The sequence below is a fragment of the Yersinia sp. KBS0713 genome (assembly GCF_005937895.2).
GTDB lineage: Bacteria > Pseudomonadota > Gammaproteobacteria > Enterobacterales > Enterobacteriaceae > Yersinia > Yersinia bercovieri.
In genome coordinates this window covers 3324681-3346884 of the sequence record NZ_CP042173.1, presented here as the reverse complement: position 1 = coordinate 3346884, position 22204 = coordinate 3324681, and the positions used below count along the sequence as shown (strand labels likewise).

Genomic DNA, 22204 nt, shown 5'->3' with positions numbered 1-22204 from the left:
ACGCCATCCTATTTAGCACTTATTAATAGTATTCCAACAATCACAAATGCGGTGCCAATAATCATTTTTATCGTTATTGATTCACCGAAAAACAAACCAAACGCTAATACCTGTAAAATGGCAAATGAAACCATCACAGGATATGCCTTTGAAACATCGATATCTTTCAATCCAAGACTGTAAAGAACAAATCCAGCGCCATAAAAAATTATGGCGGGTAGTTTTATCAGTATGGGGTTTGTAGAAATAGCCAATATCCCAAGCCTATCTGGATACTTCAGCAGAATGCTGGCGATGGCGCTACACAACGCACTGAAGAATAGGCAAACATATCCAAACTGAATCATTAAACCCCCGCAGCTAAAATCATTAATACTGCCATTACGAACCCCATTAATTGACTAGTCCTGTCTTTTATTGCAAATGCTACAGGATCATCATGCATGTCACCGCGCCACGTAAGCAACCACACGCGGGTAAGCCAAACGAAAAGAATTGGCGCTATGAAATATAAAACATCAGGGTTGTTGTAGTTCTGCAAGCCTGCTGAGCTATCTATATATAGAACAAAGACAAGGATTGAGATGTACCCTGAAGATATCCCCGACGCTAATAATAGAGGCATGTCGGCTGGATAATATCCACGACCTTTTATCTTAGCATTAGACTCAGATGATTTAAGTTCGACAACTCTTTTCACGATAGCCAAGCTGAAGAAAATAAACATTGAAAAAGAAATAAGCCAGTTTGACAACATAATTCCCGTTGCTGCCGCCCCTGCGACAAGGCGCATTGAGTACAAAATTGCCAATGTTGCGACATCAATGACAACCTTGCTTTTAAGGGAAAAAGAGTATGCCAGAGTGATAACGTAATATGAAGCCAATGCAAAGGCGAACTGGATTGGGAGATATAATGTGATTATTATGGCTAATATGAACAATATAACAGCAGCAATAATTCCATGTATTAATGGTATTGCCCCTGACGCCAGTGGTCTGTTTCTCTTTGTTTTATGCTCTCTATCTGCTTCTAAGTCTACGAGGTCATTAAGTAGATAAACGCTTGATGCACAGAACCCAAATGCAATGAAAGCAAGCATTGCATCTAATAGTAGTGATGTTTTACTTATCTCATGCGCAGCCAATATTGGAATAAAAATCAGTATGTTTTTTGCCCACTGATGAATTCTTATTTCCTTTAGCCATGCTTTTATAGTTTTTTTATCACTATCAAATTGATACAAAATTGGAACTGATACTTTATTCATTAATTTCTTTGGCAGGTCAACAACAATAGCGCCAATTGACTTATCCCACACCTTAATATCGTCAGATGAGTTACCAGCATAATCAAACGAATCGGTATGAGATAAAATTTCATCTGCTTTAACTGAAGATGAGACATTTTTAGTGTCATTACTCGCAATTACTTTCGAGAAGATACCAAGATGGTCTGATACTGATTGCGCAATCTTCTCATTTGCAGCAGTACACAGCCATATTTCCCTGCCATTTCTATGCTCATTATGAAGCATAGCGAGTAAACTTTCGTTATAAGGCAGTGATGATGCATTCATTGTTACACGCTTAGCTATCTCGTTTTTAAGCGAAGCTTTGCCACGAAGCAGCCACAACACGCACAGGAATGCATAGAATGGATTTTTCTTAATCAGTAGAAAGAATGACTCAACGAGCGTATCAGTTCTAACTAATGTGCCATCAAGATCAATGCAGAGTGGCGTTCCCATAGAATTCATAAAGATCCGTAATTTTTAATGGTGTGGAGTTTAGCACCTGAGCGGCAGTTGATCATCTTTGGTGAGATAGAAGTATATAATTGCTGGATAGAGATGGGATGTGGAAGTGGGTGTGTCAGATTTGTGCCAAAGACATGACACAAAATTGCAAAATAACGCATATAACGATAAGTGCTACTTAAGCTGGCTGGCTTGTGTAGCGGGCTAGACAGTTGTTATGATGCGCTCCTTTTAATCACGCATCAGACTGTATCTCTGATGCTGGAGGTTATGTGAAGTACGAATTACAGAAAACTGACGGTCGCGCACGTCGTGGTCGCCTAATATTTGAACGCGGTGTAGTAGAGACTCCTGCATTTATGCCAGTTGGCACCTATGGCACAGTAAAAGGGATGACACCGGAAGAGGTCAAAGAGAGTGGTGCGCAGATCTTACTGGGTAACACTTTCCACCTCTGGCTGCGCCCGGGTCAGGAAATCATGAAACTGCATGGCGATTTACATGATTTCATGCAGTGGCACGGCCCGATTCTAACCGACTCAGGTGGTTTTCAGGTGTTCAGCCTTGGCGCGATGCGCAAAATCAAAGAAGAAGGGGTGACGTTCCAAAACCCAATCAACGGCGATAAAGTGTTCCTCAGCCCAGAAAAATCGATGGAAATTCAGAACGATCTCGGCTCCGATATCGTGATGATTTTCGACGAGTGTACTCCCTATCCCGCGGACTGGGATTATGCCAAGCGCTCAATGGAGATGTCCTTACGTTGGGCTGCTCGTAGTCGCCAACGCTTTGATGAACTGAACAATAAAAATGCACTGTTTGGTATTATTCAGGGGGGTGTTTACGAAGATTTACGTGATGTGTCGGTAAAAGGGCTGGTAGATATCGGTTTTGATGGTTACGCTGTGGGCGGCTTGGCGGTAGGTGAGCCAAAAGAGGATATGCATCGCATTTTAGAGCATGTCTGCCCGCAGATCCCTGCGGATAAACCACGTTACCTGATGGGCGTGGGGAAACCAGAGGATCTGGTTGAAGGCGTACGTCGCGGTATCGACATGTTTGACTGTGTGATGCCAACGCGTAATGCGCGTAATGGTCATCTGTTCGTGACTGACGGTGTGGTAAAAATCCGTAACGCCAAGCATAAGAGTGATACTGCAACGCTAGATGAACACTGTGATTGCTACACTTGTCGCAATTATAGCCGCGCCTACTTGCATCATCTTGACCGTTGCAACGAAATACTGGGTGCGCGCCTGAACACGATTCATAACCTACGTTATTACCAGCGCTTAATGGCGGGTTTACGTCAGGCTATTGAAGAGGGTAAATTAGAGAGCTTCGTCGAAGATTTCTATGGTCGGATAGGGAAACCTGTTCCACCATTAAACGTTTGATTCTAAAATTACCATCTTTACATACCCAAAAGAGTTCGAGCGCAGGAAGGTAGCAAACGAAAGTAGCTAAAACATCTGCGGTTTGAAAGATGGCGGGTATTTTATAGATTGAACAGTTACGATTAACCGTTACTGATTTTATCGCACTGATTTCACACTACTGATATTGATAACAATGAGGGAATTTTAATGAGTCTTTTCATTTCCGATGCTGTCGCATCCGCTGGGGCTCCGGCTCAGAGCAGCCCGTACTCCCTGGTGATTATGCTGGTGGTATTTGGTCTGATTTTTTACTTCATGATCCTGCGTCCACAGCAAAAACGTGCCAAAGAACACAAAAAACTGATGGATTCTATCGGCAAGGGTGATGAAGTATTGACCACTGGTGGTTTACTCGGTCGTGTGACTAAGGTTGCGGAAACAGGTTATATTGTCATCGCACTGAACGACACCACTGAAGTGATGATCAAACGTGACTTCGTTGCTGCCGTTTTACCGAAAGGTACAATGAAGGCTCTGTAATTTTTGATTTTCCCGAAGGGAATTGCCGTGTTAAACCGTTATCCTTTGTGGAAGTATCTGATGCTGATCGTCGTGATCTTCGTCGGTCTGCTATATGCACTTCCCAACCTTTATGGTGAGGATCCGGCTGTTCAAATCACTGGTGCGCGAGGAATCGCCGCCAGTGAAACAACGCTGGTCCAAGTCCGTGACGTTTTAGAAAAAGAGAACATAGCGAGCAAGTCTATTGCACTGGAAAATGGTACAATCCTGGCTCGCTTTAAAGATCCTGACGTCCAGCTGCGTGCCCGTGAGGCGCTTGTTGCTGCGATGGGGGATAAATACGTTATCGCGCTAAACCTGGCGCCGGCAACGCCTTCCTGGCTTGCCAGGCTGGGTGCTGAGCCGATGAAGCTGGGTCTTGACCTGCGTGGTGGTGTGCACTTCCTGATGGAAGTGGACATGGACACTGCGCTTGGCAAACTGCAAGAGCAAACGATGGATACCCTGCGCACTGATCTGCGTGAGAAAAATATCCCGTATGCGACAGTGCGTAAACTCGATAACTATGGTGTTGAAGTGCGTTTTCGCGACGATAAAACCCGCGATGACGCTATCAGCTACCTCTCTTCTCGCCACCGAGATCTGGTGATTGGTTCTAATGGCAGCAATACGTTAAAAGCTGTGATGACCGATGACCGTCTGCGAGAAGCGCGCGAATATGCGGTTCAGCAAAACATTACGATCCTGCGTAACCGGGTTAACCAACTAGGTGTAGCCGAGCCGTTGGTTCAGCGCCAGGGTTCAGATCGTATTGTGGTTGAGTTACCGGGTATCCAAGACACTGCACGTGCCAAAGAGATTCTTGGTGCGACGGCAACGCTGGAATTCCGTCTGGTAAACAGCAATGTTGATGCCTCTGTGGCCGCCACCGGCCGTGTGCCGGGCGATTCAGAGGTCAAAAATACCCGTGAAGGCCGCCCGGTTGTCTTGTACAAACGCGTGATCCTGACCGGTGACCATATTACCGATTCAACCTCCAGCACCGACGAATATAACCAGGCTCAGGTTAATATTTCGCTCGACAGTGCCGGTGGTTCTTTGATGTCTAATTTTACCAAAGACAATATCGGCAAGCCGATGGCGACTTTATTCGTAGAATATAAAGACAGCGGTAAAAAAGATGCTAATGGCCGCGCGATTCTGGTTAAGCAGGAAGAAGTTATCAACGTTGCGACCATTCAATCGCGCCTAGGTAACAGTTTCCGCATTACTGGCATTGATAATCCGGCTGAAGCTCGTCAGCTCTCCCTATTACTGCGTGCGGGTGCGTTGATTGCCCCAATCCAAATCGTGGAAGAGCGGACTATCGGGCCAACGTTGGGTTCACAAAACATCACCCAAGGTCTGGAAGCCTGCTTGTGGGGCTTGGCGGTCTCTATTCTATTTATGGTGATCTACTACCGTAAATTTGGTGTGATTGCCAGTACGGCACTGTTGGCTAACTTGGTGTTGATCGTGGGTGTGATGTCCCTGCTGCCGGGGGCGACATTAACCATGCCGGGTATTGCCGGGATCGTATTGACGCTGGCGGTAGCAGTTGATGCTAACGTACTGATTAACGAGCGAATAAAAGAAGAGTACCGAAACGGGCGGACGATCCAGCAAGCGATTCATGAAGGGTACAAAGGTGCCTTCTCAAGTATCGTTGATGCGAACGTAACGACGCTTATCACAGCAATTATTCTTTACGCTGTAGGTACTGGTTCGATTAAAGGCTTTGCTATTACAACGGCCATTGGTGTTATCACGTCAATGTTCACCGCAATAGTCGGTACTCGTGCCATCGTCAACCTGCTTTACGGCGGCAAGCGCATTAACAAGCTGTCTATTTGAGGAGTACGTTGTGGCACAGGATTATACTGTTGAACAACTGAACTATGGCCGTAGAGTCTATGACTTTATGCGCTGGGATAACGTTGCTTTCGGCATCTCGTTGCTGCTGTTGGTTGCATCGATTGCGGTGATGTCCACCAAAGGGTTCAACTGGGGTCTTGATTTCACTGGTGGTACGGTGATTGAAATTAACCTGGAAAAACCTGCTGATCTGGACCAACTGCGCGACACACTAGAAAAGGCGGGTTTTGAGTCGCCAATTCTGCAAAACTTTGGTAGCACTCGTGATGTGATGGTACGTATGCCACCTGCAACCGGGACTGCCGGGCAGGAGCTGGGTAACAAAGTCATATCCGTTATCAATGAGTCAGTTGATAAGAATGCATCGGTAAAACGTATCGAATTCGTCGGCCCAAGTGTGGGGAGTGATTTAGCCCAGGCCGGTGGTATGGCGTTATTAGTGGCGTTGCTGTGTATTCTGGTTTATGTCGGTTTCCGTTTTGAATGGCGTTTGGCGCTAGGGGCGGTTATCGCTCTGGCCCATGACGTGATTATTACCATGGGGATCTTGTCGTTATTCCATATCGAGATTGACCTAACTATCGTCGCTTCATTGATGTCAGTTATTGGTTACTCACTTAACGACAGCATTGTGGTCTCTGACCGTATTCGTGAAAACTTCCGCAAAATTCGTCGCGGCACACCTTACGAAATCATGAACGTGTCTTTGACCCAAACCCTAAGCCGTACCCTTATGACTTCTGGGACTACGCTGATGGTGGTATTGATGCTGTTTATCTTCGGTGGTGCGATGCTGCAAGGCTTCTCACTGACGATGCTGATCGGTGTGTCCATCGGTACAGTTTCATCCATCTACGTTGCGTCCGCGCTGGCGTTGAAACTAGGTATGAAACGTGAGCATATGTTGCAGCAAAAAGTTGAGAAAGAGGGTGCTGATCAGCCTTCAATCCTGCCGTAATAGCTTGTAAGCGGTAGAATACAAGACTAAAACCCTGATACTGGTAACATCGGTGTCAGGTTTTTTTTTGTGTATTAGCGATTTTTCTGTCATTTCCCCGCAGTAAAAATGATTATCCATTATCTTACATAATTTCCTTTTATTATTTTTATTAAAATAGATTTTTTAATTATTTTCTGTGTGAATGTATTTTTTATTTTAATTTACCATATGAAAGTAATAAGGATAGTAAGTTATTAAGTTGTTTTTTTTATGAGAATATCCCTTTATTTAATATCTAATCACTCAATTTTAACCGATTGTTTAGGGGGTAATATGAGTGTTTTATATATTAATATTTACATTGAAGTTTAAGGGGGTAGTAATGGTATCTATTTCAAATCTTATGAGTAATACTCAAGTTGTAATTGTTAATGGTGAACAAAATGATAATGTTGATAGCTATGACATTACGCTGGAAAAAATAAAGCTAGACATAGTGACAGCTTTCGCTGGGATAAAATATGATGCAAATTCAAAAATAAGTAATCTAATAAAAATAAATACAAATGCAACGGCACTGAAAGATGTTATAAATAATTTAAATGAGTATCTAGAGAAAAGTAAAGGTACAAACAGATGTAATATGTTCATTTCAAATATAAAAAAAGAACAAGATTCGCAACTTAATAAAAATTATATATTGGAAAATAATGACAAGGGACGGTATCAATTCGTTGACCAAAAAGATGTCGTGGAAATTACACCTTTATATAAAGTTAATGAAGAAGTTAGATGCAAAGATAGTCAAATAAAAAAACAGAATGATAGAAAGGATCATGATGGAAAGATAAATAAAGAGTTACAAGAAAAGAAAGAAGTAAAAGAAGAAATAGAATGTATCAATAACAATTTAAGAGAGTTAGAACATCGATATAGTATATCCCGCGGTTTAGTCGAAGTTAGTAGTGTAGTATTTGAACGTAAAATATTCTCAGGTTCAGATAAAATAAAAATGGAACATGATTTTTTGAAGAATAAAGATATAAACTCGAGTTGTTTAACTGAGCTTAATGAGCATGTTGTACAGTTGAAAAAACTGAAGGAACGTTATATCAAAGATATGTATTTGAATATGGAAGAACTGCCAAAATTCCATAATGATTTAGAATCTATTAAAAGCGAGGGTGTTCGTGATGCAGCGAAAATGATAAGCGCTATGCTAGAAAACTTATCCTATAAAGAAAACAATATCTGGACTCGGGTTGTTAATGTTATTGCTTCTTTTCTATTTCCTGACTTATTTAAAAAAAGAGAAAGTGAAAAAATGCAATTCGTGGGAAGCATAATAAATTTGAAGGAGCTAATAACTGATTTAAGTCATAAACCAGGCTATGAAGATCTGATGACAGCAAAGTGGCTCTACGGATTAGTTACTCAGATATTAATTAAGGGCACTCCAGCCCAATATCCTTTTGACCCTCTCAATGTGTTATCTCCAGATCGTAAAGTTTGGTTAGAACTGCAAAAAGAATGGTTGAAGCCCTTTGAGTCTAAATCCGATGAACCGAAGCTTTCGTCATAGTTGATCAAGATAAACTGCCGCTTCTGGCCTTTGTTGTCGCGGCAGTTCGCGGTAAACTGCTGCTAAGTTTAAGTTCACTTATCAGGAAGCGCTATGCATTGCCCGTTTTGTGCCGCTGTGGATACTAAAGTCATTGACTCCCGTCTGGTGAGCGATGGTTCGCAAGTGCGCCGTCGCCGCCAGTGTTTAGATTGTAATGAGCGTTTTACCACGTTTGAAGTCGCGGAGTTGGTACTGCCGCGCGTGATTAAAAGTGATGATGTACGTGAACCCTTTAATGAAGATAAATTGCGCCGTGGTATGCTGAAAGCATTAGAAAAGCGGCCGGTTAGCTCTGATGACGTTGAAACCGCGATAAGTCATATCAAATCCCAGTTACGCGCCACGGGTGAACGTGAAGTACCCACCAAAATGGTCGGTAATCTGGTGATGGAGGCGCTGAAACGCCTGGATAAAGTGGCTTATATCCGCTTTGCCTCGGTCTATCGCAGCTTTGAAGATATCCGCGAGTTCGGCGAAGAAATTGCCCGTTTGCAGGATTAATCAGCGCGTTACCCCTCTCTTTCATTGCAGCGTATTCACAGTAAGCTAAAGCTGCCCTACATCAACAATAAGGAAAGCCATGCAGCCCGATGAATTATATATGGCGCGCGCCTTCGAATTGGCGCGAATGGGGCGCTTTACCACGCCACCTAACCCTAATGTCGGCTGTGTGCTGGTTCGCGATGGTGAGATTGTCGGTGAGGGCTATCACTTGCGAGCCGGAGAGCCACATGCTGAAGTGCATGCTTTGCGCATGGCCGGTGAGAAAGCGCGCGGTGCCACCGCCTATGTCACCCTCGAGCCATGTAGCCACCATGGACGTACACCGCCCTGTGCTGATGCCTTGATTGCTGCGGGGGTCATTCGAGTTGTCGCGGCCATGCAAGACCCCAATCCGCAGGTTGCTGGGCGCGGGTTATATAAATTGAAGCAAGCGGGTATCGCCGTCGATCATGGCTTAATGTTGGCGGAGGCTGAGGCGGTTAATCTTGGTTTCCTAAAACGAATGCGCACGGGGTTCCCCTATCTGCAATTAAAAATGGCCGCATCCCTGGATGGGCGAACCGCGATGGCGTCGGGGGAAAGTCAGTGGATTACCTCGCCGCAGGCGCGGCAAGATGTGCAGCGTTTTCGGGCTGAAAGTGCGGCGATTCTAAGTACCAGTGCCACTGTCTTGGCGGATGATCCTTCACTCACTGTGCGCTGGGATGAGTTAGATAGCGAAACTCAGGGCTGGTATCCGCAAGCCAGGTTGCGCCAGCCGATCCGAATTATACTTGATAGCCATAACCGCGTGACGCCACAACATAAAGTGATACAGCAAGATGGCCCATGCTGGTTGGCCCGTGTTGAGGCTGATGAGCAGCTGTGGCCGGCGAATGTAGAGCAACTCTTGCTACCTCGTCATGGCAATGGTGTGGATTTAGTGTTGTTGATGATGCAACTGGGCAAGCGGCAGATTAACTCAGTTTGGGTTGAGGCGGGGCCACAGCTGGCAGGCGCACTGCTACAGGCCGGCGTAGTTGATGAGTTAATTTTGTATATCGCGCCAAAACTATTAGGCAGTGATGCCCGTGGATTATGCGAACTGGCTGGATTAACAAGTTTGTTGCAAGCGCCCGAGTTTGTATTCAGTGATGTACGACCGGTGGGGCCAGATCTCCGCTTGCGCTTGAAACCGAAGTATTAATTAATTTATCTGGCAGTGATTCCCTCTGCTAATCACCGACTTGCCCGCGTTTTGCAAATGCGCAGGGGCGGGGCGTGAAAGAATATGATAGAATCCGCCCCCCTGCGGGGTATGAACCCATATTGAGGAAAGCTATGAACGTTATCGAAGGTGTTGTTGCTACTCCTAATGCCCGCGTGGCGATTGCAATTGCGCGTTTTAACAACTTTATCAACAACAGCTTGCTGGAAGGTGCAATCGATGCCCTGAAGCGGGTTGGTCAGGTATCCGATGACAATATTACTGTTGTTTGGGTGCCAGGGGCTTATGAGCTGCCGTTGGTCGCTAATGTACTAGCAAAAACCAATCGTTACGATGCGGTAATTGGACTGGGTACCGTGATCCGTGGGGGCACGGCGCACTTTGAGTATGTTGCTGGTGAAGCGAGTTCTGGCTTAGCGAATGTCGCCATGAACAGTGATATTCCAGTGGCTTTCGGTGTGCTGACCACAGAGAGTATTGAGCAAGCCATTGAGCGTGCGGGTACTAAAGCAGGTAATAAAGGTGCAGAAGCTGCCCTGACCGCGCTTGAAATGATTAATGTAATCAAAGCTATTAAAGGCTGAATTTAGTTAAGTTAAGGGGAATTCCGTGAAACCTGCTGCTCGTCGCCGCGCTCGTGAGTGCGCTGTTCAAGCGCTTTACTCTTGGCAGTTGTCTAAAAACGACATCGCTGATGTTGAATTACAGTTCCTGTCGGAGCAGGATGTCAAAGATGTCGACATCGCCTATTTTCGTGAATTGCTCTCCGGGGTTGCTGTTAACGCCGCATCTCTGGATGCGTTAATGGCACCCGTGCTTTCTCGCCAGCTCGAAGAATTAGGTCAGGTTGAAAGAGCGGTTCTGCGTATTGCGCTGTTTGAATTGAGCAAACGTGAAGATGTCCCTTATAAAGTAGCGATCAATGAAGCTATTGAACTCGCCAAAACTTTCGGCGCGGAAGATAGCCATAAGTTTGTCAACGGAGTGCTGGATAAGCTAGCTCCGACAGTACGTAAGAAAAAATAATCTACCGGTGTGATTAAGGCCGGCTACTGGCCTTAATCATATATCGGTTAACATTTCTGGAATTGTATTATGGCATGTGGCGAATTTGACCTCATTGCCCGCTACTTTGACCGGTTCAGAAGTAATCGCCGGGATGTAGAGCTGGGTATTGGAGACGACTGCGCACTTCTTACAGTGGCAGAGAAACAGCTGTTAGCCATCAGTACAGATACACTGGTGTCTGGCGTTCACTTCCTGGCGGATATCGATCCCGCCGATCTGGGTTACAAATCTTTAGCGGTAAACCTGAGCGATTTAGCGGCTATGGGGGCCGATCCTGCTTGGCTATCTCTTGCTTTGACCCTACCTAATGTCAATGAAGATTGGTTGCAATCCTTCAGTGACAGCTTATTTGATCAGCTTAATTATTACGGTATGCAATTGATTGGTGGTGATACCACCCGTGGGCCATTGAGTCTGACGCTAACTATCCAAGGTCTGATACCAGAAGGGCGGGCATTGACCCGTGCTGGCGCGCGGATCGGCGACTGGATTTATGTTACCGGCACTTTGGGTGACAGTGCTGCGGGTTTGGCTATTTTACAAAATGAGCTGCGTGTTGATGATGAAGCTGACCGAGCGGCATTAATCCACCGCCATTTACGGCCACAACCTCGCGTGTTGCAGGGCCAGGCGCTGCGCTCACTTGCCAGCTCCGCTATCGATATTTCTGATGGATTGATCTCTGATCTGCAACATATCCTAAAAGCCAGTCATTGCGGTGCGCGCATTGAATTGGATCACTTGCCATATTCTGATGCGCTGAAAAATCAAGTTGATGCCGAGCAGGCGCTGCGCTGGGCATTGAGTGGTGGCGAGGATTATGAGCTGTGCTTTACGGTGCCAGAAATAAACCGTGGTGCATTGGATGTTGCCCTCAGTAATACCGGCGCAAGCTATACTTGCATTGGTCAGATTGGGCCACAGACGGAGGGGGTTAAATTCTTCCGCGAAGGAAAAGTGGTTGATCTGGATTTCCATGGTTTTGATCACTTCTCAACGGGTAAATCCCATGGATGAAGCCAAAGGGCGCTTGCGGTTAGCTAATCCCTGGCACTTATTGGCCACCGGTTTTGGTAGTGGCTTATCGCCGTGGGCACCGGGCACCATGGGTTCTATTGCGGCTATCCCATTCTGGCTGTTATTGATTCAGCTACCCTGGCAGCTTTACTCCTTGGTGGTGATGTTCAGTATCTGCATTGGCGTTTATATTTGCCATCGCACCGCGAAAGATATGAAAGTTCATGACCACGGCAGCATTGTCTGGGATGAGTTTGTCGGAATGTGGATTACCTTGATGGCGTTGCCAGTAAATGATTGGCAATGGGTCGTCGCCGGTTTTGTCGTTTTCCGCATTTTTGATATTTGGAAGCCCTGGCCTATTCGCTGGTTTGATCGTAATGTTCACGGCGGGATGGGGATAATGATTGATGACATTATTGCTGGGGTGATTGCCGCCGCGATTATCTTTGTCATCGGCCATTACTGGCCAATAGATCTATTCTATTAAATCGCTATTAGTGTTCAGGCATAACCGAGTGGTTATGCCTGATATATTATTACGCCAGCCAGGCTTCAATCTGGCGCTGTATACCTGCGGCATCTAAACCAAATTCAGCCCGCATCTCATCTTGCTCACCTTGTGGAACGAAATAATCGGGTAAGCCGATATTCAGCACCGGTACTAACTGCCGTTTCGCCATCAACAGTTCATTAACGCCACTACCAGCTCCACCCATGATGGCGTTCTCTTCCACGGTGACCAAGAACTCATGGCTGGCTGCCATCTCTCGTACCAATTCTTCATCCAATGGCTTCACGAAACGCATGTCAACCAGTGTGGCATTCAGCTTATCGGCCACTTGTTGCGCCTGTGCCAGTAAAGTGCCGAAGCACAGAATGGCAACTTTTTCACCTTCGCGGCGCACTATCCCTTTACCAATAGGCATGATCTCTAATGGCTCGAGTAGTGCACCTGTCCCATTACCTCGTGGGTAGCGCACTGCCGCAGGCCCATTATGGTGATAGCCGGTGTGCAGCATTTGACGGCACTGGTTCTCATCACTTGGGGTCATGATGACCATATTTGGAATGCAACGCATGAATGAGAGATCAAACGCACCTTGATGGGTTTGACCATCTGCACCCACCAGGCCGCCACGGTCAATCGCAAACAGAACCGGCAGATTCTGGATGGCAACATCATGAATTAATTGATCATAGGCCCGTTGCAGGAAAGTCGAATAGATGGCAACGATCGGTTTATAGCCACCAATTGCCAGACCTGCTGCAAAGGTAACAGCGTGTTGCTCGGCTATGGCCACATCAAAATATTGCTGCGGATATTCGCGGGAGAAGCGCACCATCCCTGAGCCTTCGCGCATTGCCGGGGTCACCGCCATCAGTTGGCTATCTTTGGCGGCGGTTTCACATAACCACTCACCAAATATTTTGGAATAGGTCGGTAGTACGCCCTGACTCTTCGGTAAAGTACCTGAGGCGGGATCAAATTTTGGCACCGCGTGCCAGCCGATAGGGTCTTTCTCCGCCGGTGCGTAGCCTTTGCCTTTTTTGGTCATGATATGAAGGAGTTGCGGGCCTTTCAGATCGCGCATATTTTTTAGCGTCTGCGTCAGTGCCTGCACATCGTGACCATCGACTGGGCCAATATAATTAAAACCTAACTCTTCAAATAGGGTACTCGGTACCACCATGCCCTTCAGGTGCTCTTCGGTACGTTTCAGCAGATCTTTAATTGGCGGTAAACCAGAAAACGCCTTTTTGCCGCCTTCGCGCAGGCTGGCATAGAGTTTCCCCGATAATAGCTGAGCTAAATGATTATTTAGTCCACCCACATTTTCGGAGATAGACATTTCATTATCGTTAAGGATAACCAGCATATCTGAGTGAATATCACCAGCATGGTTCATGGCTTCGAAAGCCATACCGGCAGTAATCGCCCCATCACCAATGACACACACGGTGCGACGCCCTTTACCTTCCCGCTCAGCGGCAACTGCCATCCCCAAACCCGCGCTGATTGAGGTGGAGGAGTGGCCGACAGAAAGTACATCATATTCACTCTCGCCGCGCCAAGGGAATGGATGTAAACCATCTTTCTGGCGAATAGTACCAATTTGTTCACGGCGGCCGGTCAATATTTTATGTGGATAAGCCTGATGGCCGACGTCCCACACCAGGTGATCAAAAGGTGTGTTGTAGACGTAATGTAACGCGACAGTTAGCTCAACCACGCCCAATCCAGAAGCAAAATGCCCACTGGAGCGGCTAACAGACGCGAGCAAATACTGCCGTAGCTCATCACATAACTTCGGCAGGCTATCTTTTGGCAACATGCGCAGCTCTTCAGGATTCTCCGCAAGTGCCAATGTCGGGTATTTGGCTATATCAAGGCTCATTCGATGCTCATATCAAAAGTGGTTATATACCCTTGGCCCTTGAAGTTGCAGGGTTATTTGCTGGCTATCTACCTGCAACTCTAACTGCTTTGGGCATATCAGGCGTCTATTAACGACCAATATAATTCTAGTTATCGCGCTCAATAATAAAGCAGGCTAATGCTTGCAAGGGCGCTATGTTATAGGATTGTGCTGAAAGGGCATTCAGGGCGCTGAGCGCTTCCTGATACAGATCCATAGCTTTAGCTTTAGCGCAATCTAACCCCAGAAGTGCGGGATAGGTGCTTTTCCCAAGTTGCTGATCTGATCCCTGACGTTTACCAATTGTAGCTGTATCACCAATAACGTCTAAAATATCGTCCTGCACCTGGAAGGCCAGGCCGATCGCCTCGGCGTAACGATCAAGTAACGGCAATGCTGCACGCCCACGAGCACCGGCTGCCAATGCTCCGAGGCGCACTGCCGCGCGGATCAATGCCCCGGTTTTATGACGATGAATCTGTTCCAGCTCGGCCAGTGAGATCTGGCGGGCTTCGGCTTCCAGATCCAGCGCCTGACCACCACACATCCCTGCAACACCGCTGGCATGGGCTAATTCAGCCACCATTGCCAGACGATCTTTATCTGCCACATCAGGCATCTCTGCTTCGGCCAAAATGGCGAAGGCCAGCGTTTGCAGCGCATCACCTGCCAGAATGGCGTTAGCTTCACCGAATTTAATATGGCAAGTGGGCTGCCCACGGCGTAAATCATCGTTATCCATCGCCGGTAAATCATCGTGAATCAATGAATAAGCATGGATACATTCAATTGCTGCCGCAGGGGCATCTAAAGCGGTCAGCGACAGGCCAAACATTTGACCTGTGGCATACACCAAATAGGGGCGCAGCCGCTTGCCGCCTAACACGGCACCATAACGCATAGCTTCGACCAAATCGCTCTTACCAAAGGGCAGAGGGGCGATAAAGTCCAGTAGCGCCTGATTCACTCGTTGCTGGTGTGCGGCAAGTTGCTGGCTAAAATCGGTGGATGAGTGGGCGTTAGACATTAGACTTACTCAGCATCTGGCGTGAAAGGGACTAATGGCGCATCAACATCGTCGCTCAGAAGAACCTGCACGCGCTGCTCGGCTTGTAATAAGGTCTGCTGCCCAAGACGCGCCAACTGCACGCCCCGCTCAAACTCATTTAGCGCCTCTTCTAGCGGGAGTTCACCGGACTCCAGGCGAGTCACAATCTGTTCCAGTTCGCTGAGCGATGTTTCAAAACTGGCTGCTTTGGTTTCGGGTGATGCGGCTTTTTTCGGCATAGTTGTTATTCGACTCACTATTTTTATGAAACGTAACCTTGATGGCCCGTCACGTTTCCTGCTTGCTGAGAACCACTTTCAGGTGAAAAACTTATTACCGGCTATTCTAGCGGATAATGCGGGGGAAATCGTGGCGTTTAAGTCTGGTTTTTAGTACGCAGCGGGCCATCATATAGTGATATACTCCACGGCTTGCATGTTTTTGCTAACGTCTATTGACTGTTGCTGCCAATAGCAACGCCATCACTCCATAACCAGACAACTAAAAACCGCCATGAAGTTTATCATTAAATTATTCCCAGAAATCACCATCAAGAGTCAATCGGTGCGATTGCGCTTCATCAAAATTCTCACCACTAACATCCGCAACGTACTGAAAAACCTTGAGGATGACAGCCTTGCGGTTGTCCGTCATTGGGATCATATTGAAATCCGCACCAAAGATGACAACCTTGGCCCGCAGATTTGTGATGCGCTGACTCGCGTACCGGGGATTCACCATATCCTCGAAGTAGAAGATCGCAGCTACACCGATATGCACAATATTTTCGAGCAGACGCTGGCGGCTTATCGTGAGACGCTGGTCGGAAAAACATTCTGTGTGCGGGTAAAACGTCGTGGTAAGCATGAATTTACCTCTGGCGATGTTGAGCGATATGTTGGTGGTGGCCTAAATCAGCATATTGACAGTGCCAAAGTCAAACTGACGAACCCACAGGTCACCGTGCATCTGGAAGTTGATCAGGACAAACTGACGTTGATCAAGGCGCGTCACGAAGGTCTGGGTGGTTTCCCGATTGGCACGCAGGAAGATGTTTTATCTTTAATTTCAGGCGGTTTTGACTCAGGTGTCTCCAGCTACATGCTGATGCGCCGTGGTTGCCGCGTGCACTACTGCTTCTTTAATCTCGGCGGTTCAGCCCACGAAATTGGGGTTAAGCAAGTGGCGCATTACCTGTGGAACCGTTTCGGTAGCTCCCATCGGGTACGTTTTGTCGCCATTGATTTTGAACCGGTCGTGGGCGAAATTCTCGAAAAAGTTGAAGATGGTCAGATGGGCGTGGTGCTAAAACGCATGATGGTGCGAGCGGCGTCGCAGGTTGCAGAACGTTATGGCGTTCAGGCCCTGGTTACCGGTGAAGCGCTGGGGCAGGTCTCCAGCCAGACACTCACCAACTTGCGCTTAATTGATAATGCCTCGGATACCCTGATTTTGCGCCCACTGATCTCTCATGATAAAGAGCACATCATCAATCTGGCGCGGAAAATCGGCACTGAAGATTTCGCTAAAACCATGCCGGAATATTGTGGTGTGATCTCAAAAAGCCCGACGGTGAAAGCGGTTAAGGCGAAGATTGAGGAGGAGGAGTCTCACTTTGATTTCTCCATCCTGGATCGGGTGGTTAGTGAAGCTAAAAACGTCGATATCCGTGAAATTGCAGAGCAGAGCCGTGAGCAACTGGTGGAAGTTGAAACCGTTGCCGAGCTGGCGGAGAGTGATGTGCTGCTGGATATCCGCGCGCCGGATGAGCAGGAAGAGAAGCCGCTTAAACTGGATCAGGTGACGGTAAAATCGCTGCCATTCTATAAGTTAAGCTCGCAGTTCGCCGATCTGGATCAGAGCAAGACTTACCTGCTGTATTGTGATCGCGGAGTGATGAGCCGTTTGCAGGCACTTTATCTGTGTGAGCAGGGGTATACCAATGTGAAAGTGTACCGTCCTTAGATTATTATTTTTAATGGCTACTGCGCTTTGCCACTCTGGGCTTGCGCAGTAGCCGCCGTCAACCCTTCACTCTCCAACTTACCCATCTAATGCTATTCCCGATAATTATAAATCCCCGGCGGTAGAATCAACTGCCAGGCAATCTCTGCGGCTTTTTCTCGCCCTAGTAGTAGGAATACAATTTTCAACGCGAAATCGATGGCGGTTCCTGGCCCTTGGCTGGTAACTAAGTTCACTCGCCGATCATAGACCACGCGCTGATCCATCCATTTGGTGGCACTGATTTTATCTTTCAGCGCCGGGTATCCGGTCATATTGCCGACGGGAAACAAATTATGATGCTCAAGAACCAGTGCGGGGGCGGCGCAAATTGCCGCGACCAGGCGGCCCTCATTGTGGGTTTGGCGCACAGTGGCGACTAGCAGCGGACTATCGCGAAAGCACTCGGCACCTTTGATACCACCGGGGAGCACCACTACATCAAACTTCTGATCGGCCACATCCACTAAGCGCGTATCGGCCAGTAACCGCACGCCGCGCGAACAGACTATCTCTAATGCGCCATCACTGGCAACACTCGCTGTCGTGACCTCAATACCTGCGCGCACCAGAACATCAATCGTGGTGACTGCCTCGGTCTCTTCGCTACCAGGAGCCAGGCAAACCAGAGCCGATACGCTCATACTCATTTTCCTTACGTTTAATTAAGTCATATAGCCGGGTATTTTCTGGCAGTGTCATGCCATGACTACGCGCACGGCGCAGTAAATAGCCGGTGATGTAATCTATCTCGGTGTGTCGCTGGCAGCGTAAATCCTGCAACAGCGAAGAGGTGTTATCAGCCGTGCTTTGGATGACATTGTTAACATAACTGAGCAGGCTATCTGTTGAAGTATGATAGCCCTCCATCTCCATCACGCTGGCAACCTCGGCGCACAAACGTTCGATAAGCTCAGGGTAGCGCTGCAAATCACCATTGCGGCAGTTATATAGGCCGGTCAGCGGATTAATCACGCAATTTACCGCCAGTTTTTGCCAACAGGCAGATGAAATATCGTTATGCCAGGCGACATCCGGCAGTGCCTGATGCAGGAGATCGGCCAGATGAGTTATCTCCATCGTCACTGGCGACAGCGGGCCGATATGGGTAATGCCGCTGGCGACATGGACAATCGTGTTGCCGTCCCGACGCGCAGCATGGGTGGTCACACCGTGCAGGAAAATATGCTCATCCCGAGGTAGCTCCTCCTGTGTTCCCATGCCGTTATGTAACAGTAAAATATGGCATTTAGGGTTAAGCTTAGATAGCAACGCGGTCACTGCACTGGAGACCTGCCACGCCTTTAAGCAGACTAGCAGCAGTTCACTTTTCGACAAATGCTCGGGATCGTTAGTCGGCAGGTTTTGGTTGAATGCCTCGCCGTTTAGCATGATGACATTGACCGAACAAAAGGGCTGCGGCACACGAAGCCAGCCTTGTACATCATGGCCTTGCTGGTAGAGCGCTGATAGCCATAATTGCCCTAAAGCTCCGCAACCAAGCACAGTAATTTTCATTGAGGCCTCCTTGGTCTGAGCGGAAAACTTACTTCTTCTTTCTGCATGTTATGCTTTGATTATAGACTTTTTAGCCATTAAACGCAGGGTTGGCGATAACTGCGGGTTAGTTGAGCAATTGTCAGCGGCTTGGCTTTGTCTGTGGGGGATAAAGCGGTTATTATGCTCACCATTCATCTATCAGGAGGAGGGGATATGCCATCTTTCGACATTGTATCTGAAATCGATATGCAGGAAGTGCGTAACGCCGTTGAAAACGCCACCCGTGATCTGGCAAACCGTTGGGATTTTCGTAATGTTCCGGCGAGTTTTGAGTTAAATGAGAAGAACGAAAGCATCAAAGTGGTCAGCGAATCTGATTTTCAGGTTGAACAACTGCTGGATATTTTACGTGCTCAACTGACCAAGCGTGGGATTGAAGGTGCGGCACTGGAGATCCCGGAAGAGATGGATCGCAGTGGTAAAACCTACAGTGTGGAAGCCAAGCTGAAACAAGGGATTGAAAGTGTGCAGGCCAAGAAGCTGGTTAAGCTGATTAAAGATAGCAAGCTGAAGGTTCAGGCACAGATTCAGGGCGAGCAAGTTCGGGTAACCGGCAAAGCGCGTGATGATTTACAGGGTGTAATGGCACTGATTCGCGGCGCTGATCTGGGCCAACCATTTCAGTTCAATAACTTCCGCGACTGATATCTCGCGGGATCTGTTATTAATCAAATCAGGTACAAAAGTTTTGTACCTGATTTAGGCTTATATTGCGTTGACTAACTGCTCAAGCTGACTGCGATTGGTTTTTTTGGTATCCACTTTGACGTAGGCGCTGCGCTCCGCTGTCACCACTACAGCTTCGGTTACGCCGGGCTGAGCCTTGATGCGCTCTTCCAATGCCGACTCTTTCACCGCCAACTCTGACAATGTGATTCGCAGGCTACTGACATAAGGTGGTTCTTGCATGGTGGCGCTGACCGCAAACCATAGTAGTGCGATAACTGCACCCGCGGCAAACACCATACTTGCCCCTCCCATACCAAATATCACACCACCCAAACTACCGCCGATGGCGACGCCAATAAATTGGCTGGTGGAGTAAATCCCCATTGCTGTACCTTTATAACCGGCGGGAGACTCTTTGCTGATTAATGATGGCAGTATTGCCTCCATCACATTGAAAGCAATGAAAAATAACTGCACGCCAGCAATGATCATCCACAACTGTTGCCCAGCTGACCACAGCACTACTTCTGCGGCAAACAACACTGCCACACAGCCCATAAAGACCTGCTTCATCCGGCGTTTGACTTCAGCATAAATAATGAACGGAACCACGGCGGCGAATGAAACCAACATGGTGACCAGATAGACAATCCAGTGCTGAGCTGGCGCTAATCCTGCACTAGCCATAATCTGCGGTAATGCCACAAAGCTCGACATCAACAAAATATGCAGGCACATGATGCCAAAATTAAGTTTAAGCAGCCGACTATTGTTGAGCACTTTGCTCACGCTGCCTTTTACGATGCTGGATTCACGATTAAGCACATGGCTATCGGGGTCCGGTACTACGGCTAAGGTAATGACAATGCCTAACAGCGCCAGTATGGCAATTGCCCAGAACAGGGCTTGCAGGCCAAAAGCGTGGGTGACGATGGGGCCGAGTACCATCGCGATAGCAAAGGTGACACCAAAACTGACACCGATAAACGCCATGGCTTTTGTGCGATTTTGCTCACGGGTCAGATCTGATAGCAATGCCATCACTGCCGCCGCAATTGCCCCGGAACCCTGTAATGCGCGACCAAGAATAATGCCCCAAATAGAATCACTTAGTGCGGCAATGACACTGCCTAAGGCAAATATTAGCAAGCCACCGACGATGAGTGGTTTACGACCAATACGATCGGAAACCAGCCCGAACGGGATCTGAAAAATGGCTTGAGCCAAACCGTAAATACCAATCGCAATGCCAATTAGTGCTTCACTGGCACCAGAAAGTGCCATGCCGTAGGTGGTGAGTACCGGCAAAACCATAAACATGCCTAGCATGCGCAGTGAGAATACTGTCCCCAACCCCCAGGTAGCCCGCAGCTCTAGTGGGGTCATTTTATTATCGTTCATTACCACCTCAAAAAAATATTCTGCGCCATTGTAATGATGTTAGGGCCGGTGGGTAAATCTATTGATGCTTAGAATGTATTACAGGCTATATTTTAGGCAAAACTCGCGGCTGAATGACTCGAATAAGAACAGTCTATGAAATAAATAGCTCTAACTGTTATAAGCGCGCGTGAGACCAAAAGTGAAGTGAAGGAAAGCAGGGCAGGGCAGAAAAAAGTGGCCGACGGGTATTTGCCCGCCAGCCACTCTCTATATCAGCATCGGCTTGATGTTACCCGACGTAAGTCAGTAACCCTGCCGAGGAGGGAACATTGAAATCAACCGACATCATGACGCTCAATGACGTAATGGCAATGATGGAGAAGACAAATAGTTTTCTCGCCCATACGATGTCATTGGTCGCTTTGTAACCGCGCAAGGCCATGCCCAACCACCAGACACTCACCGCCGCAGCGACAACCAGGTATTTATAACCGGCGTAACCACTCAGTGTCAGCATCAGGGTCGCTACCATAAATGCCAGAATATAAAGGGTAATATGGTTTTTGGTGACCGATATTCCTTTTATGACCGGCAGTACTGGAATGTTGGCAGCCTGATAATCCTTAAAGCGGAAAATCGCGATGGCATAAGAGTGAGGCATTTGCCACAAGCTGAAGATCAGCAGCAGTATTAATGCCCCCATATCGAACTGCCCAGTCACGGCACAGTAACCAATCACCGGTGGTGCAGCACCTGACAAACTGCCAATCAAGGTGCCGTAGACTGATTTGCGCTTCATGTAGAGGCTATAAACCCCCACATAGATAACGAAACCAATGACTGCCAGCAGCATCGCCAATAGATTGGCGGCGACATAGAGCAACAGCATGCCAGCAATACCCAGCACTGAAGCATAAATCAGGCTCACTTTCGGATCGATAAGCCCTTTTACCAGGACACGATTCTTCGTTCTCTCCATGATACGGTCGATATCACGGTCGATATAGTTGTTAAACACGCACCCGGAGGCAACAACTAGCGAGACACCGAACAAGGTGGCGAGAAAAAGGGGGTAATCAATCACGCCTTTGGAAGCGAGGAGAAATCCCCCAACGACAGAAATTAAATTGCCGAAGATAATTCCTGGTTTAGTTACTTGCAGGTATTGCTTAATCATCACATGCAG

General features: G+C 47.5%; 23 protein-coding genes. 14 read left to right on the top strand and 9 right to left on the bottom strand.

The genetic code is table 11. The features are described from left to right. Positions 1-8 precede the first annotated feature (8 nt). Both FFE93_RS15975 and FFE93_RS15970 read right to left on the bottom strand, forming a co-directional pair. Positions 9-347 (bottom strand): DMT family transporter, encoded by a 339-nt coding sequence (locus FFE93_RS15975; RefSeq protein WP_108087946.1) that lies wholly within the window; start codon positions 345-347, stop codon positions 9-11. Beyond that, positions 347-1759, bottom strand: coding sequence for a UbiA family prenyltransferase (locus FFE93_RS15970; RefSeq protein ID WP_138775503.1), 1413 nt, complete (start codon positions 1757-1759; stop codon positions 347-349). The genes FFE93_RS15975 and FFE93_RS15970 overlap by 1 nt, the downstream gene beginning before the upstream one ends. A gap of 272 nt (positions 1760-2031) precedes the next feature. Between FFE93_RS15970 and tgt the strand changes: the two genes are divergently transcribed. The 11 genes from tgt to pgpA all read left to right on the top strand — a co-directional run bounded on the left by tgt (position 2032) and on the right by pgpA (position 12424). Then, on the top strand, positions 2032-3156 hold the full coding sequence (gene tgt / locus FFE93_RS15965) for a tRNA guanosine(34) transglycosylase Tgt (protein ID WP_032897228.1): 1125 nt from the start codon (positions 2032-2034) through the stop codon (positions 3154-3156). 189 nt (positions 3157-3345) lie between these two features. After that, a complete protein-coding gene (yajC, locus tag FFE93_RS15960) occupies positions 3346-3678 on the top strand; it encodes a preprotein translocase subunit YajC (protein ID WP_005166605.1) in 333 nt (110 codons plus the stop codon). A 27-nt stretch (positions 3679-3705) separates the two neighbouring features. Next, positions 3706-5553, top strand: a complete 1848-nt coding sequence (secD, locus tag FFE93_RS15955; protein WP_138775501.1) for a protein translocase subunit SecD — start codon at positions 3706-3708, stop codon at positions 5551-5553. Between the two features lie 10 nt (positions 5554-5563). Continuing rightward, the gene (secF, locus tag FFE93_RS15950; protein ID WP_005272774.1) at positions 5564-6532 is read left to right on the top strand and encodes a protein translocase subunit SecF; all 969 of its coding nucleotides are present in this window, start codon (positions 5564-5566) and stop codon (positions 6530-6532) included. A 364-nt stretch (positions 6533-6896) separates the two neighbouring features. Then, the gene (locus FFE93_RS15945; RefSeq protein WP_138775499.1) at positions 6897-8096 is read left to right on the top strand and encodes a hypothetical protein; all 1200 of its coding nucleotides are present in this window, start codon (positions 6897-6899) and stop codon (positions 8094-8096) included. Positions 8097-8189: 93 nt separating this feature from the next. Beyond that, positions 8190-8639 carry a transcriptional regulator NrdR gene (gene nrdR, locus FFE93_RS15940; RefSeq protein ID WP_004707531.1) on the top strand — a complete coding sequence of 150 codons (450 nt, stop codon included), beginning with the start codon at positions 8190-8192 and terminating at the stop codon, positions 8637-8639. Positions 8640-8718: 79 nt separating this feature from the next. After that, the gene (ribD, locus tag FFE93_RS15935) at positions 8719-9828 is read left to right on the top strand and encodes a bifunctional diaminohydroxyphosphoribosylaminopyrimidine deaminase/5-amino-6-(5-phosphoribosylamino)uracil reductase RibD (RefSeq protein WP_138775497.1); all 1110 of its coding nucleotides are present in this window, start codon (positions 8719-8721) and stop codon (positions 9826-9828) included. 134 nt (positions 9829-9962) lie between these two features. Then, the gene (ribE, locus tag FFE93_RS15930) at positions 9963-10433 is read left to right on the top strand and encodes a 6,7-dimethyl-8-ribityllumazine synthase (protein ID WP_005272766.1); all 471 of its coding nucleotides are present in this window, start codon (positions 9963-9965) and stop codon (positions 10431-10433) included. A 25-nt stretch (positions 10434-10458) separates the two neighbouring features. Next, positions 10459-10875 (top strand): transcription antitermination factor NusB, encoded by a 417-nt coding sequence (nusB, locus tag FFE93_RS15925; RefSeq protein WP_005272763.1) that lies wholly within the window; start codon positions 10459-10461, stop codon positions 10873-10875. A gap of 69 nt (positions 10876-10944) precedes the next feature. Then, a complete protein-coding gene (gene thiL / locus FFE93_RS15920) occupies positions 10945-11934 on the top strand; it encodes a thiamine-phosphate kinase (RefSeq protein ID WP_032897224.1) in 990 nt (329 codons plus the stop codon). Then, positions 11927-12424, top strand: a complete 498-nt coding sequence (gene pgpA, locus FFE93_RS15915) for a phosphatidylglycerophosphatase A (RefSeq protein ID WP_049602297.1) — start codon at positions 11927-11929, stop codon at positions 12422-12424. The genes thiL and pgpA overlap by 8 nt, the downstream gene beginning before the upstream one ends. Positions 12425-12473: 49 nt before the next feature. Here pgpA and dxs read toward each other — a convergent pair whose 3' ends face one another. The 3 genes from dxs to xseB all read right to left on the bottom strand — a co-directional run bounded on the left by dxs (position 12474) and on the right by xseB (position 15641). Then, the gene (dxs, locus tag FFE93_RS15910; protein ID WP_049602300.1) at positions 12474-14333 is read right to left on the bottom strand and encodes a 1-deoxy-D-xylulose-5-phosphate synthase; all 1860 of its coding nucleotides are present in this window, start codon (positions 14331-14333) and stop codon (positions 12474-12476) included. Between the two features lie 127 nt (positions 14334-14460). Further along, positions 14461-15381 (bottom strand): (2E,6E)-farnesyl diphosphate synthase, encoded by a 921-nt coding sequence (gene ispA, locus FFE93_RS15905; RefSeq protein WP_054872702.1) that lies wholly within the window; start codon positions 15379-15381, stop codon positions 14461-14463. Positions 15382-15386: 5 nt separating this feature from the next. After that, positions 15387-15641, bottom strand: a complete 255-nt coding sequence (gene xseB / locus FFE93_RS15900) for an exodeoxyribonuclease VII small subunit (protein WP_005272755.1) — start codon at positions 15639-15641, stop codon at positions 15387-15389. Between the two features lie 25 nt (positions 15642-15666). On the opposite strand from xseB, the gene FFE93_RS21790 reads away from it, so the two are divergent. Both FFE93_RS21790 and thiI read left to right on the top strand, forming a co-directional pair. Continuing rightward, positions 15667-15795, top strand: a complete 129-nt coding sequence (locus tag FFE93_RS21790) for a hypothetical protein (protein WP_005272753.1) — start codon at positions 15667-15669, stop codon at positions 15793-15795. A 120-nt stretch (positions 15796-15915) separates the two neighbouring features. Then, positions 15916-17367 (top strand): tRNA uracil 4-sulfurtransferase ThiI, encoded by a 1452-nt coding sequence (gene thiI / locus FFE93_RS15895; protein ID WP_138775495.1) that lies wholly within the window; start codon positions 15916-15918, stop codon positions 17365-17367. 92 nt (positions 17368-17459) lie between these two features. Here thiI and yajL read toward each other — a convergent pair whose 3' ends face one another. Then, positions 17460-18050, bottom strand: a complete 591-nt coding sequence (yajL, locus tag FFE93_RS15890) for a protein deglycase YajL (RefSeq protein WP_138775494.1) — start codon at positions 18048-18050, stop codon at positions 17460-17462. Further along, complete coding sequence (gene panE / locus FFE93_RS15885; protein WP_138775492.1) at positions 18013-18924, bottom strand: 2-dehydropantoate 2-reductase; 912 nt, start codon at positions 18922-18924, stop codon at positions 18013-18015. Before panE ends, yajL begins: the two co-directional genes overlap by 38 nt. A 195-nt stretch (positions 18925-19119) precedes the next feature. Here panE and FFE93_RS15880 point away from each other — a divergent pair, with 195 nt between their 5' ends. Next, a complete protein-coding gene (locus FFE93_RS15880) occupies positions 19120-19611 on the top strand; it encodes a YajQ family cyclic di-GMP-binding protein (protein ID WP_032897217.1) in 492 nt (163 codons plus the stop codon). Positions 19612-19671: 60 nt separating this feature from the next. Here the strand turns inward: FFE93_RS15880 and FFE93_RS15875 are convergent, their stop codons facing one another. Next, the gene (locus tag FFE93_RS15875; protein WP_186367663.1) at positions 19672-21036 is read right to left on the bottom strand and encodes an MFS transporter; all 1365 of its coding nucleotides are present in this window, start codon (positions 21034-21036) and stop codon (positions 19672-19674) included. 271 nt (positions 21037-21307) lie between these two features. Then, positions 21308-22195 carry a heme o synthase gene (gene cyoE, locus FFE93_RS15870; protein ID WP_004873457.1) on the bottom strand — a complete coding sequence of 296 codons (888 nt, stop codon included), beginning with the start codon at positions 22193-22195 and terminating at the stop codon, positions 21308-21310. Positions 22196-22204 lie beyond the last annotated feature (9 nt).

Coding starts and splice junctions, on each gene's coding strand:
- FFE93_RS15875 (WP_186367663.1), bottom strand. CDS start 21,036: ATGAACGATAATAAAATGACCCCACTAGAGCTGCGGGCTACCTGGGGG.
- ribE (WP_005272766.1), top strand. CDS start 9,963: ATGAACGTTATCGAAGGTGTTGTTGCTACTCCTAATGCCCGCGTGGCG.
- FFE93_RS15975 (WP_108087946.1), bottom strand. CDS start 347: ATGATTCAGTTTGGATATGTTTGCCTATTCTTCAGTGCGTTGTGTAGC.
- cyoE (WP_004873457.1), bottom strand. CDS start 22,195: ATGATTAAGCAATACCTGCAAGTAACTAAACCAGGAATTATCTTCGGC.
- FFE93_RS15880 (WP_032897217.1), top strand. CDS start 19,120: ATGCCATCTTTCGACATTGTATCTGAAATCGATATGCAGGAAGTGCGT.
- dxs (WP_049602300.1), bottom strand. CDS start 14,333: ATGAGCCTTGATATAGCCAAATACCCGACATTGGCACTTGCGGAGAAT.
- ribD (WP_138775497.1), top strand. CDS start 8,719: ATGCAGCCCGATGAATTATATATGGCGCGCGCCTTCGAATTGGCGCGA.
- FFE93_RS15945 (WP_138775499.1), top strand. CDS start 6,897: ATGGTATCTATTTCAAATCTTATGAGTAATACTCAAGTTGTAATTGTT.
- ispA (WP_054872702.1), bottom strand. CDS start 15,381: ATGTCTAACGCCCACTCATCCACCGATTTTAGCCAGCAACTTGCCGCA.
- nrdR (WP_004707531.1), top strand. CDS start 8,190: ATGCATTGCCCGTTTTGTGCCGCTGTGGATACTAAAGTCATTGACTCC.
- FFE93_RS15970 (WP_138775503.1), bottom strand. CDS start 1,759: ATGAATTCTATGGGAACGCCACTCTGCATTGATCTTGATGGCACATTA.
- panE (WP_138775492.1), bottom strand. CDS start 18,924: ATGAAAATTACTGTGCTTGGTTGCGGAGCTTTAGGGCAATTATGGCTA.
- pgpA (WP_049602297.1), top strand. CDS start 11,927: ATGGATGAAGCCAAAGGGCGCTTGCGGTTAGCTAATCCCTGGCACTTA.
- yajL (WP_138775494.1), bottom strand. CDS start 18,050: ATGAGCGTATCGGCTCTGGTTTGCCTGGCTCCTGGTAGCGAAGAGACC.
- xseB (WP_005272755.1), bottom strand. CDS start 15,641: ATGCCGAAAAAAGCCGCATCACCCGAAACCAAAGCAGCCAGTTTTGAA.
- FFE93_RS21790 (WP_005272753.1), top strand. CDS start 15,667: ATGAAACGTAACCTTGATGGCCCGTCACGTTTCCTGCTTGCTGAGAAC.
- yajC (WP_005166605.1), top strand. CDS start 3,346: ATGAGTCTTTTCATTTCCGATGCTGTCGCATCCGCTGGGGCTCCGGCT.
- thiI (WP_138775495.1), top strand. CDS start 15,916: ATGAAGTTTATCATTAAATTATTCCCAGAAATCACCATCAAGAGTCAA.
- thiL (WP_032897224.1), top strand. CDS start 10,945: ATGGCATGTGGCGAATTTGACCTCATTGCCCGCTACTTTGACCGGTTC.